Annotated in this window: 12 protein-coding genes; 11 read left to right on the top strand and 1 reads right to left on the bottom strand. The window is 71.5% G+C overall.

Going from position 1 to position 12122, the window contains the following annotated elements; translation table 11 throughout:
• Positions 1 to 7 precede the first annotated feature (7 nt).
• Positions 8 to 478: a hypothetical protein gene (locus tag ACFY12_RS20050; protein ID WP_390717144.1), complete on the bottom strand. Its 471-nt coding sequence runs from the start codon at positions 476 to 478 to the stop codon at positions 8 to 10.
• Positions 479 to 782: 304 nt separating this feature from the next.
• On the opposite strand from ACFY12_RS20050, the gene ACFY12_RS20055 reads away from it, so the two are divergent.
• The 11 genes from ACFY12_RS20055 (at position 783) to ACFY12_RS20105 (ending at position 12117) form a co-directional block, all read left to right on the top strand.
• Positions 783 to 2147, top strand: coding sequence for a GAF domain-containing protein (locus ACFY12_RS20055; protein ID WP_390717145.1), 1365 nt, complete (start codon positions 783 to 785; stop codon positions 2145 to 2147).
• 139 nt (positions 2148 to 2286) lie between these two features.
• The gene (locus ACFY12_RS20060) at positions 2287 to 2901 is read left to right on the top strand and encodes a GNAT family N-acetyltransferase (protein WP_390717146.1); all 615 of its coding nucleotides are present in this window, start codon (positions 2287 to 2289) and stop codon (positions 2899 to 2901) included.
• Positions 2902 to 3312: 411 nt separating this feature from the next.
• Positions 3313 to 5016, top strand: coding sequence for a nitrite/sulfite reductase (locus ACFY12_RS20065; protein ID WP_390717147.1), 1704 nt, complete (start codon positions 3313 to 3315; stop codon positions 5014 to 5016).
• Positions 5013 to 5222, top strand: a complete 210-nt coding sequence (locus ACFY12_RS20070) for a hypothetical protein (protein ID WP_390717148.1) — start codon at positions 5013 to 5015, stop codon at positions 5220 to 5222. Before ACFY12_RS20065 ends, ACFY12_RS20070 begins: the two co-directional genes overlap by 4 nt.
• Positions 5219 to 5911, top strand: coding sequence for a phosphoadenylyl-sulfate reductase (locus ACFY12_RS20075; protein WP_390717149.1), 693 nt, complete (start codon positions 5219 to 5221; stop codon positions 5909 to 5911). Before ACFY12_RS20070 ends, ACFY12_RS20075 begins: the two co-directional genes overlap by 4 nt.
• Positions 5908 to 6474: an adenylyl-sulfate kinase gene (gene cysC, locus ACFY12_RS20080; RefSeq protein ID WP_390717150.1), complete on the top strand. Its 567-nt coding sequence runs from the start codon at positions 5908 to 5910 to the stop codon at positions 6472 to 6474. Before ACFY12_RS20075 ends, cysC begins: the two co-directional genes overlap by 4 nt.
• Before the next feature lie 91 nt (positions 6475 to 6565).
• Entirely contained in the window at positions 6566 to 7510 is a 945-nt protein-coding gene (gene cysD, locus ACFY12_RS20085; protein ID WP_390717151.1) for a sulfate adenylyltransferase subunit CysD, read from the top strand.
• A gap of 2 nt (positions 7511 to 7512) precedes the next feature.
• On the top strand, positions 7513 to 8883 hold the full coding sequence (locus ACFY12_RS20090; protein ID WP_390717152.1) for a sulfate adenylyltransferase subunit 1: 1371 nt from the start codon (positions 7513 to 7515) through the stop codon (positions 8881 to 8883).
• Positions 8884 to 9106: 223 nt separating this feature from the next.
• Positions 9107 to 10210: an aliphatic sulfonate ABC transporter substrate-binding protein gene (locus ACFY12_RS20095; RefSeq protein ID WP_390717153.1), complete on the top strand. Its 1104-nt coding sequence runs from the start codon at positions 9107 to 9109 to the stop codon at positions 10208 to 10210.
• 37 nt (positions 10211 to 10247) lie between these two features.
• On the top strand, positions 10248 to 11078 hold the full coding sequence (locus ACFY12_RS20100) for an ABC transporter ATP-binding protein (RefSeq protein ID WP_390717154.1): 831 nt from the start codon (positions 10248 to 10250) through the stop codon (positions 11076 to 11078).
• The gene (locus ACFY12_RS20105; protein ID WP_390717155.1) at positions 11065 to 12117 is read left to right on the top strand and encodes an ABC transporter permease; all 1053 of its coding nucleotides are present in this window, start codon (positions 11065 to 11067) and stop codon (positions 12115 to 12117) included. The genes ACFY12_RS20100 and ACFY12_RS20105 overlap by 14 nt, the downstream gene beginning before the upstream one ends.
• The last annotated feature ends 5 nt before the right edge of the window (positions 12118 to 12122 follow it).

Consider the following 12122-nt stretch of genomic DNA (forward strand, 5'->3'; position numbering starts at 1 on the left):
TGTGGGCCTAGGCCCTGTTCTCGTCACACCCCCGCATGCCTCGCGGCGGACGGCACCGGTCCCGGCCGCCCTCCGCCGGATCCGCCGTGGTGCGCCCGCGCATCGCCGCGTCGACGGCAAGGGTGATCTCGCCGTCCGGTACGTCCGGTGGGAAGGCGATCAGCACCCCGCGCGCCTCGTAGTAGCGCAGCACCCGGTAGGCCTCGTCCGCGCCGGTTCGCTCCGCCCCGCGCAGCGCCACGACGAGGTCGGCCGACTCCAGCACGGGCAGCGGACCGCCCGTTCCGGCGACCTGGTCGAGCAGTCGCGGCGTGCCGTCGACGACATAGCCGTCGGCGGGCAGCGGCTGACGCCCGATCAGGACGTCGACCGCGGGCAGCCGGGGGACTCCGTAATGGCCGGCCAGCCGGGTGGCACGGACGATCCGTGGACCCTCGCCCGCTCCGATCACCACGATGCGCGGAGCAGGGGCGACCACGGTGTGCCACCTCCCCCACGCCGAGCCGGTGTCGCGTGTGGCGGCCGATGGAATCCCGGCAACAGCCATCGGGTTCTCCGACGGGTGGACCGGCAAACCTCGTGGTGGCGAGAAGCCATCGGCCGCTCGCATCAGAGTCCCGGGTAGGCGTCATAGGCCACAACGGTTGCAATGCGTTGCAGTTGACCGCGGGGGATCTGGACAATGGCGGCTCCGGGACGGTCTGGTGAGGCCGGACCGGACAGGACACCCGGCAGGCACCACCGGCCGGGCGGCACAACCGGCGGGCACAACGGGGAGCAGCGTGAGCGAGAGACCGATCGACAGCGCCGTGTGGTCGGCCCACGAGATCCGTGCGACCGCGCGCCGGCTCGCCACCGTCCACGACGCCGCACTCGCGGGCGAGAGGTCACCTGACGACTCGTCGGCGGCCGCACCCCGTGCGGTCATCGGTGAGTCCTGGCGCCGGGTGCTGAGCTCGGGTGTGAACCCGGACGGCGAGCAGTCCCAGCATCCCCTGTCCGTCGCGGAGTTGGAGCACCGTCGGCAGCAGTCCCAGCTGGCTTCCGTACTGCCGGTGCTCAACGAGGGGCTGCTGGCGGCCGCCGACGCCGCGCAGCAGATCATGGTCGTCACCGATGACGAGGGCCGGGTGCTGTGGCGGGAGGGCAGCGCGCCGGTCCGGCGGATGGCCGACCGGCTCGGCTTCGACAAGGGCGCGGACTGGACGGAGGGGGTGGTCGGCACCAACGCCATCGGCACGGCCCTGGTGGCCCGCCGCCCGGTTCTGGTGCACTCCGCCGAGCATTTCGTCCGCAGCCACCACCAGTGGACGTGTGCCGCGGCGCCGCTCCACGACCCGCGCGACGGGCGTCTGTTGGGCACCGTGGACGTCAGTGGTCCGGCGCACGGCTTCCATCCCACGACGCTGTCGCTGGTGTCCACGGTGGCGCGGCTGGCGGAGGGCGAACTGCGCACCCGCCACCATGCGTCCCTGGAGCGGCTGCGGTCGAGCGCGGCGCCGGTGCTGGCGCGGCTCGGCGGGCGGGCACTCGCCGTCGACCCGCACGGCTGGGTGGCGGGCGTGACGGGTCTGGCGCCTCCGGACCGGGTGGCGCTGCCCAGGACCCCGGCGGCCGGACCGCTGTGGCTGCCGCGCTACGGCATGTGCGCCCTGGAGCCGCTGCCCGGCGGCTGGCTGATCCGGGTGGACCGCACGGAACGGGAGGCCGGGCCGCGCCACGTGGTGCTGGACGTCAGCGGGCGGGACGGCTGGACGCTCACGGTCAGCGGGCCGGCCGGCAGCTGGTCGCACGAGCTGACGCCGCGCCATGCCGAGCTGCTGTTCGTCCTCGCCTCGCATCCGCAGGGGCGCAGCGCCGCCGAGCTGGCGCAGGACCTGTTCGGCGATGCGAGCCGTACGGTGACGGTACGTGCCGAGCTGTCCCGCCTGCGCCGCCACCTCGGGGGCGTCCTGGCGCACCGGCCGTACCGCTTCGCGGACGGGGTGGCGGTGGAGCTCCGGCTGCCGGCGCGCCCCGTGCACCTGCTGCCGCAGTCGCTGGCTCCGGCGGTGCTGGCGGCCCGGCGGGACGCGGCGGGCGGGCCCGGTGTCCCGGACGGGGACGCATGGCCGGCGGAGGCGATGTCCGGGGCTGCCACGCAGTGAGGATCCCGTTCGATGAGGAATCCGCTCGGCGAAGATCCACTCGGCGAGGATCCCACCCGGTGGGTCGGTGTCTCATGATCCGGACTGATGCGGGTGGCCGGCCCGGCGTCCGGCCGTCCGGGTGTGATGTGCTGACGGCATGAGCATCGCGGTCACCACCTGGTATCTCGAACAGACCTCGCACGCCGACCTGCGCCCCGCGCAGCAGCCGCCGGCCGGGCAGGGCGTCGGTATCGTGCGGTCCGAGGTGCCCTCGCCCGAATTCAGCCGCTTCCTCTATACGGCGGTCGGCGGGGACGTGACCTGGACCGACCGGCTGACGTGGTCGTATGCGCAGTGGGCGGAGTACCTGGGGCGGCCGGGCGTGGAGACCTGGGTGGCGTATGAACGCGGTACGCCCGCCGGCTTCATCGAGCTGGCGGCGACCGGGGACGGATCGGTGGAGATCACCTACTTCGGGCTCGTCCCGGCCTTCCGGGGGCGCCGGATCGGCGGCCATCTGCTGACGTACGGGATCGAGCGGGCCTGGGATCTGGCCGAACGGTGGCCGGGGCAGGTGCCGACCAAGCGGGTGTGGCTGCACACCTGCGACATGGACGGCGTGCACGCGATGGCCAACTACCGGCGGCGCGGCTTCCGGCTGTACGAGACCACGGTGACCGAGGAGGCCGAGGTGCCGGCCCCGGGGCCCTGGCCGGGTGCGGGGACGGTCGAACCCCCGGCACCCCCGGCGCCCCCGGCACCGTCGGCCTGACGCGCGGTGACCGAGGTCACCTATCTCAACAATCGAGACAATGGCGTCCGCATCATGGATGACAGTGGACTGTCCGAACAGCGGCGTGCCACGCTTCCGTCATGTCTCGAGCTGGAATTGCCTTGGTGTGTCGGCGGCACGTCGACCTCGGCCGCATGTCCAGCGCCATTTGTCGGGCGGGCTGAGGCGAGAACGCCTCGGGGGCATTGACCCTCCACAGCACCCAGCAACGCTGATCTTCCTGCCGTCCCCATCGTCGTGGACGCGCTGAGACCCCACGGACCCGCACCCGCACACCCTTCGGCCTTTCGACGCGTCGCCACGCGCCGCCCTTCGGCGCGTCCGCGCAGGTCAACGTGGTGCCCGGCGCCGGTCCGGATTCCTTGAGCCCGCCCAGAAGGACGTATCCCCATGGCCGCCACCCCGAACAGCCCCGCGGCACCGGCCGCCACGACCCGCCGCAAGGCCGGACGCCACCGCGGCGAGGGCCAGTGGGCCGCAGGCCATTTCACGCCGCTGAACGGCAACGAGCAGTTCAAGAAGGATGACGACGGTCTCAATGTGCGGACACGCATTGAGACGATCTACTCCAAGGCGGGCTTCGACTCGATCGACCCCAACGACCTGCGCGGACGGATGCGTTGGTGGGGCCTGTACACCCAGCGCAAGCCCGGGATCGACGGCGGCAAGACCGCGATACTGGAGCCCGAGGAGCTGGACGACAAGTACTTCATGCTGCGGGTCCGCATCGACGGCGGACGGCTGACCACCGAGCAGCTCCGGGTGATCGGCGAGGTCTCCCAGGAGTTCGCCCGCGGCACCGCGGACCTCACCGACCGGCAGAACGTCCAGTACCACTGGATCCGCATCGAGGACGTACCGGAGATCTGGCGGCGGCTGGAGGCGGTCGGCCTGTCCACCACCGAGGCGTGCGGTGACACGCCCCGGGTCATCCTCGGTTCGCCGGTCGCCGGTATCGCCGAGGACGAGATCATCGACGGCACACCGGTCATCGAGGAGATCCAGCGCCGGATCATCGGCAACCCCGCGTTCTCCAACCTGCCGCGCAAGTTCAAGTCCGCGGTGTCCGGGTCACCGCTGCTGGACGTCGCGCACGAGATCAACGACATCTCTTTCGTCGGCGTCGAGCACCCCGAGCACGGTCCGGGCTTCGATGTGTGGGTCGGCGGGGGACTGTCCACCAACCCCAGGCTCGGCGTCCGGCTCGGTGTGTGGGTCTCGCGCGAGGAGGCCGCCGATGTCTACGAGGGCGTCATCTCGATCTTCCGCGACTACGGCTACCGCCGGCTGCGCACCCGTGCCCGCCTGAAGTTCCTGGTCGCCGACTGGGGCGCGGAGAAGTTCCGCCAGGTGCTGGAGGACGAGTACCTCCGGCGGAAGCTGACCGACGGGCCCGCCCCGCGGCAGCCCGCCCAGCAGTGGCGCGACCACGTCGGGGTGCACCGGCAGCGGGACGGCCGCTACTACGTGGGCTTCGCCCCGCGCGTCGGCCGGCTGGACGGCTCCGCCCTCACCAAGATCGCCGCCCTGGCCGCGGAGCACGGGTCGGGCCGGCTGCGGACCACCGCCGAGCAGAAGATGATCGTGCTGGACATCGACGCGTCGCAGGTCGACTCGCTGGTCGCCGGTCTGGAGGCGCTCGACCTGCGGGTCAAGCCGTCCCCGTTCCGGCGCGGCACGATGGCCTGCACCGGTATCGAGTACTGCAAGCTGGCGATCGTCGAGACCAAGGGCCGCGGCGCCTCGCTGATCGACGAACTGGAGCGCCGGCTCCCCGAGTTCGACGAGCCGGTCACCATCAACATCAACGGCTGCCCGAACGCCTGCGCCCGTATCCAGGTCGCGGACATCGGCCTGAAGGGCCAGCTGGTACTCGACCAGGACGGCAACCAGGTCGAGGGTTTCCAGGTGCACCTGGGCGGTGCGCTGGGTCTGGAGGCCGGCTTCGGCCGCAAGGTCCGCGGTCTGAAGGTCACCGCCGACGAACTCCCGGACTACGTCGAGCGGGTGCTCCGCGCCTTCCAGGAGCAGCGCACCGACGGCGAGCGGTTCGCCCAGTGGGCGGCCCGGGCGGAAGAGGGTGCACTGAAGTGAGCGAACGTGCAGCGCCTTTCTACTGCCCGTACTGCGGGGACGAGGACCTGCGCCCCTCCGAGGCGACGACCGCCCGGGGAGAGGGGGCGGCGTGGGAATGCCGGGCCTGCAGCCGCGCGTTCCGGCTGAAGTTCCTGGGGCTGCTGGCCCCGGAAGCCGCCGGCAACAGCCTCACCCCTTCCGCTTCCGACGGAGGTACGCCGTGACCACCGCCACCGACCTTCAGCGGCTCGCCGAACGGGCGGGCCGTGAGCTGGAGGACGCGCCCGCCCTGGAGATCCTCGCCTGGGCCGCCGACACCTTCGGCGCGCGCTTCTGCGTCACCTCCTCGATGGAGGACGCGGTCGTCGCGCACCTGGCCTCACGGGCCTTCCCGGGCGTGGACGTGGTCTTCCTGGACACCGGCTACCACTTCCCGGAGACCCTCGGTACCCGGGACGCGGTCGCCGCGGTGATGGACGTCAACGTCCTCACCCTGACGCCACGTCAGACGGTGGCCGAACAGGACGCCGCGTACGGGCCCCGGCTGCACGACCGGGACCCCGACCTGTGCTGTGCGCTGCGCAAGGTCAAGCCGCTCGAAGAGGGCCTGACCGGGTACGACGCCTGGGCGACCGGTCTGCGCCGGGACGAGTCGCCGACCCGGGCGGCCACGCCGGTGGTCGGCTGGGACGCCCGGCGGCGGAAGGTGAAGGTCTCGCCGATCGCCCGCTGGACACAGGTCGACGTGGACGCGTACGTGGCCGAGCACGGTGTGCTCACCAACCCGCTGCTGATGGACGGTTACGCCTCCGTCGGCTGTGCGCCCTGCACCCGCCGGGTGGCGGCGGGCGAGGACGCCAGGGCCGGCCGCTGGGCCGGGAGCAACAAGACCGAGTGCGGGCTGCACGGATGACGGAGCATCAGGAGATATCCATGACGGGTGCCACGGGTGCCACGATCTGGCTGACCGGTCTGCCGAGCGCGGGCAAGACGACCCTCGCACGCGAGCTGGCCGCCCGGCTGCGGGACGAGGGCCACCGCGCCGAGGTTCTCGACGGCGACGAGATCCGCGAGTTCCTCTCCGCGGGCCTCGGATTCACCCGCGAGGACCGGCACACCAACGTCCAGCGGATCGGCTTCGTCGCCGAGCTGCTGGCCAGCAACGGCGTCAAGGCGCTGGTACCGGTGATCGCGCCGTACACGGACAGCCGCGAGGCGGTGCGCAAGCGCCACCAGGCCGAGGGCACGCCGTACCTGGAGGTGCATGTGGCCACGCCGGTGGAGGTGTGCTCCCGGCGCGATGTGAAGGGGCTCTACGCCAAGCAGGCGGCCGGCGAGATCTCCGGTCTGACCGGTGTGGACGACCCGTACGAAGCACCGGAATCGCCCGACCTGCGCATCGAGGCGCACACCCGGACCGTGCAGGAGTCCGCGGCGGCGCTCTACGCGCTGCTCACCGAGAGGGGTCTCCTGTGAGCGACGCGTGCGCGGCCACTCGGCCGCAGTCGACCACGATGGCCGCACCTCTGCGCCGCGCAGGCGGAGAAGCGAACGAAAGGGGCACCGCATGACGACGGCAGCCAGAACCGAGGCCGGTTCCGGCCCCGGCGACTCCCCCTACGCGCTGTCGCACCTCGACGCCCTGGAGTCCGAGGCGGTGCACATCTTCCGTGAGGTGGCGGGGGAGTTCGAACGGCCGGTGATCCTCTTCTCCGGTGGCAAGGACTCCATCGTCATGCTGCACCTGGCGCTCAAGGCGTTCGCGCCCGCCGCCGTCCCCTTCTCCCTGCTCCACGTCGACACCGGCCACAACTTCCCCGAGGTCCTCGACCATCGCGACCGCACCGCCGAACGCCACGGCCTGCGGCTGCACATCGCGTCCGTCCAGGACTTCATCGACCGCGGTGAGCTGCGCGAGCGGCCGGACGGCACCCGCAATCCCCTGCAGACCGTGCCACTGCTGGACGCGATCGCGAAGCACCGGTTCGACGCGGTGTTCGGCGGCGGGCGGCGGGACGAGGAGAAGGCCCGCGCCAAGGAGCGGGTGTTCTCCCTGCGCGACGAGTTCGGCGGCTGGGACCCGCGCCGGCAGCGCCCGGAGCTGTGGCAGCTCTACAACGGCCGGCACTCGCCCGGCGAGCACGTCCGGGTCTTCCCGCTGTCCAACTGGACCGAGCTGGACGTCTGGCAGTACATCGCCCGCGAGAAGATCGAACTGCCCGCCATCTACTACGCGCACGAGCGCGAGGTCTTCGCCCGCAACGGCATGTGGCTGGCGCCCGGCGGGTGGGGCGGCCCGAAGGACGGCGAGACCGTCGAGACCCGGCTGGTGCGCTACCGCACCGTCGGCGACATGTCCTGCACCGGTGCCGTCGACTCGGACGCGGCCACCATCGAGGCCGTGATCACGGAGATCGCCGCGTCCCGGCTCACCGAGCGGGGCGCCACCCGCGCCGACGACAAGCTGTCCGAGGCCGCCATGGAGGACCGTAAGCGCGAGGGGTACTTCTGATCATGAGCACCGACATCATCGACCCGGCGGCCGGGACCTCGGCCACCTCGCTGCTGCGCTTCGCCACCGCGGGCTCCGTCGACGACGGCAAATCCACCCTGGTGGGCCGGTTGCTGCACGACTCCAAGTCCGTCCTGGCCGATCAGCTGGAGGCCGTGGAGCACGCTTCGCGCAGCCGTGGTCAGGAGTCGCCGGACCTGGCGCTGCTGACGGACGGTCTGCGCGCCGAGCGCGAGCAGGGCATCACCATCGACGTCGCCTACCGCTACTTCGCCACGCCCCGGCGGCGGTTCATCCTGGCGGACACCCCCGGGCATGTGCAGTACACCCGGAACATGGTCACCGGCGCCTCCACGGCCGAACTGGCCGTCGTCCTGGTCGACGCCCGCAACGGCGTGGTGGAGCAGACCCGCCGCCATGCCGCGGTGGCGGCGCTGCTCCGCGTCCCGCACGTCGTCCTGGCCGTCAACAAGATGGACCTGGCGGGCTACGCGGAGCCTGTCTTCGCGGCCATCGCCGAGGAGTTCACCGCGTACGCCACCGCCCTCGGCGTCCCGGAGGTCACCGCGATCCCTGTCTCGGCGCTGGCCGGCGACAACGTGGTGATCCCGTCCGCGCACATGGACTGGTACGGCGGCCCGACCGTGCTGGAGCACCTGGAGACCGTGCCCGTCGGCGGCGACCCGTCCGGCGACCCGGCGCGCTTCCCGGTCCAGTACGTCATCCGCCCGCAGAGCGCAGAGCACCCCGACTACCGCGGCTATGCGGGCCAGATCGCCTCCGGCGTGCTGCGCGCCGGCGAGGCCGTGACCGTGCTGCCCTCGGGCCGTACGAGCACCATCGAGGGCATCGACGGGCTGGGCGGGTCCGTGGACGTCGCCTGGGCGCCGCAGTCGGTGACCGTCCGGCTCACCGATGACGTCGATGTCTCGCGCGGCGACATGATCGTGCCCACCGCCTCGGCTCCCGCCTCCACACAGGACGTCGAGGCCACCGTCTGCCATCTGCACGACCGTCCTCTGACGGTCGGCCGGCGGGTACTGCTCAAGCACACCACGCGCACCGTCAAGGCGATCGTCAAGGGCATTCCGTCCCGGCTCACCCTGGCCGTGTCCGACGCACGGCACGGCCTGTCCCAGCACCCGGACCCGGATGAGCTGGCCGCCAACGACATCGGCCGGGTGGTCCTGCGCACCGCCGAGCCACTGGCCCTGGACGCCTATGCCGACTCCCGCCGCACCGGCTCCTTCCTGCTGATCGACCCGGCGGACGGTACGACGCTGACCGCGGGGATGGCGGGCACCGCCTTCGCCTCGGCGGCCCCGGATGCCGCACCGGCCGACCAGGCGGACGACGAGGGATGGGACTTCTGACCATGAACGGGATTCCCCAGGACGTCTTCTCGACCTTCGCGAAGGAGGGCGGCCGCATCGGCAGCGGCGCCCTCGGGAGCGGCCAGGGCGGAGTTGGCCGATGTGTGCGCTGACCAGGCACGACTCCGTACCCCCCACGCCACCTTCCGAAGATCCTTCGCTCCGCCGGGCGCGCCATGACAGGGGCGCGCACTGCCCCGGCCCTCCGAGAGGACCCCCTCCCGTGTCTGCCGTTCGACACCGCCTGCTGGCGGCCGCCGCCACCGTCCCGCTCCTGATCGGCGCGCTGGGCGCCTGCGGCTACGGCTCGCAAGCCAAGAAGGACGCCTCGGCCGGCGTCGCCCCCAAGGGGCCCAGGACCGATGGGCTCGATCAGATCAAGATCGGGTTCTTCGCCAACACCACGCACGCCACCCCCCTGATCGGCCTCCAGAAGGGCCTGTTCCAGAAGGAACTGCGCGGCACCGAGATCACATCCGCCGTCTTCAACGCGGGCCCCGCCGAGATCGAGGCGCTCAACTCGGGCGCCATCGACATCGGCTGGATCGGCCCCTCCCCCGCGATCAACGGTTACACCAAGTCGCACGGCAAGAGCCTGAAGATCATCTCGGGTTCGGCCTCCGGCGGTGTCTCGCTCGTCGTCGACCCCAAGAAGATCAAGGGTCTTGACGACCTGAAGGGCAAGACGATCGCGACCCCGCAGCTGGGCAACACCCAGGACGTGGCACTGCTGAACTTCCTTGCCAAGAAGGGCTACACGGTCGACGCGGCCACCGGCAAGGGCGATGTCACCGTCCAGCGCACCGACAACAAGGTGACGCCGACCGCCTTCGAGCAGGGCTCCATCGACGGTGCCTGGGTGCCCGAGCCCACCGCCGCCAAGCTCGTCGCCGCGGGCGGCAAAGCGATCCTGGACGAGAAGACGCTGTGGCAGGACGGGAAGTTCGTCATCACGAACGTGATCGTCTCGCAGCGCTTCCTCAAGGAGCACCCGAAGGCCGTCGAGGCCGTGCTGCGCGCTTCGGTGAAGACCAACGCCTGGATCCGGGCGAACCCGGCCGACGCGAGGAAGGCGCTCAACGACAAGCTGGCGCAGGAGGTCGGCAAGCCCCTGCCGGACGACGTCCTCGACCCGGCGTTCAAGAACGTCGACCTCACCGATGACCCGCTGGCCGCCACCCTCCAGGAGGAGGCCGACCACGCCGTCCAGGCGGGCCTGCTGAAGAAGCCCGACCTCAAGGGCATCTACGACCTCACCCTGCTCAACAAGGTGCTCAAGTCCGAGGGCAAGCAGCAGGTCGGCGACGCCGGCCTCGGCAGCAAGTAGCCCCGGCAGCACCGCACTCCCCCAGGAGGTGACACCGATGACGACCACCACGCTCACCAAACAGCAGCCCACCACGGCGGACCCGGGCGGCACCGTGCCGTACGCGGCCCGTATCGGCCATGTCTCGAAGTCGTTCGGCCGGCCGGGCGCACAGCAGCAGGTCCTGGACGACATCAGTATCGATGTGGCACCCGGCGAATTCGTCTGCCTCCTGGGGGCGTCGGGCTGTGGCAAGTCCACCCTGCTCAACCTGGTGGCCGGTCTGGACGCGCCGTCCGCCGGCGCCATCGAGACGCCCGGCGGCCGGCCGGCCCTGATGTTCCAGGAACACGCGTTGTTCCCGTGGCTGACCGCGGGACGCAACATCGAACTGGCGCTGCGGCTGCGCGGGGTGCCGCGCGCCGAGCGCCGGGGCGAGGCCGAGCGGCTGCTGGAGCTCGTCCGGCTCAAGGGTGCCCACGGCAAGCGGGTGCACGAGCTGTCGGGCGGGATGCGGCAGCGCGTCGCGATGGCCCGGGCCCTCGCCCAGGACAGCCGGCTGCTGCTGATGGACGAGCCGTTCGCCGCACTGGACGCGATCACCCGTGACGTCCTGCACGACGAGCTGACCCGCATCTGGTCGGCAGCGAACGACGGCGACTCCGCGACGGGCGGCCTCTCCGTCCTCTTCGTCACCCATAACGTGCGGGAGGCCGTACGGCTCGCCCAGCGCGTCGTGCTGCTGTCCTCCCGCCCGGGCCGGGTGGCCCGCGAATGGCGGGTGGACATCCCGCAGCCGCGGCGCATCGAGGACTCCGCGGTCGCCGACCTGTCCATCGAGATCACCGAACACCTCCGTGGGGAGATCCGCCGCCATGGCCAGCACTGACACCCCGGCCGACACCGGCTCCCCCGCCCCCACCCCCTCCACCTCCACCTCCACCTCCACCTCCACCTCCACCTCCACCTCCACCTCCACCACGGTCGAGCCTGGGGCACCGGCCTCCGCCCAGGCAGCCGGGTCCCCCCAGGCAGCCGGATCCACCCGGGCAGGCGGATCCTCCCGGGGAGCCGGGGACATCGCCGGTCTGGAGGCCGGGCTCGATGCCCTGGAGTCCACGGTCGCCGATCGCCAGCCGTGGCTGCGTACCGCGGTGTCGAAGGCGGTCCCACCGGCCGTCGCCATCGTGATCGTGCTGGCGCTGTGGCAGCTCGCCTATCACTTCGAGCTCAAGCCGCACTACCTGCTGCCGAGCCCGGCGGACGTCGCCCACTCGCTGCGGCAGAAGTGGCTCGAAGGCACCCTGCTGGGCTTCGTGTGGACCAGCCTCTCCCGTGGCGCCCTGGGCTTTCTGGCCTCGGTCGCCCTCGGTACGGTCCTCGGGCTGATCGTCGCCCGTATCAAGGCGGTACGGGCCGCGATCGGACCGATCCTGAGTGGTCTGCAGTCACTGCCGTCCGTGGCCTGGGTGCCTGCGGCGATCATCTGGTTCGGGCTGAGCGACGCCACGATCTACGCGGTGGTACTGCTCGGCGCCGTACCGTCCATCGCCAACGGCCTGGTGGCGGGGGTCGACCAGATCTCTCCTCTCTATCTGCGGGCCGGCCGCACCATCGGTGCGACGGGTCCGTCCGGGGTACGGCACGTACTGCTGCCGGCCGCGCTGCCCGGCTATCTCGCCGGCCTCAAGCAGGGCTGGGCGTTCTCCTGGCGCTCGCTGATGGCTGCCGAACTCATCGTCAACGCGGCCGATCTGGGCACCGGGCTGGGCCAATTGCTGGAACAGGGACGGGAGTTGCAGGACATGTCCTGGGTGCTCTCCGCGATCCTGCTGATCCTCGTCGTCGGCATCGGCATCGAGCTGCTGATCTTCGCACCGATCGAGCGGCGGGTGCTGCGCAGCCGCGGCCTCCTCGTGAAGAGCTGAGCCAC

Origin of the sequence: Streptomyces sp. NPDC001339, assembly GCF_042895955.1 — a bacterium.
In the GTDB taxonomy this organism is placed as follows: Bacteria; Actinomycetota; Actinomycetes; order Streptomycetales; family Streptomycetaceae; genus Streptomyces.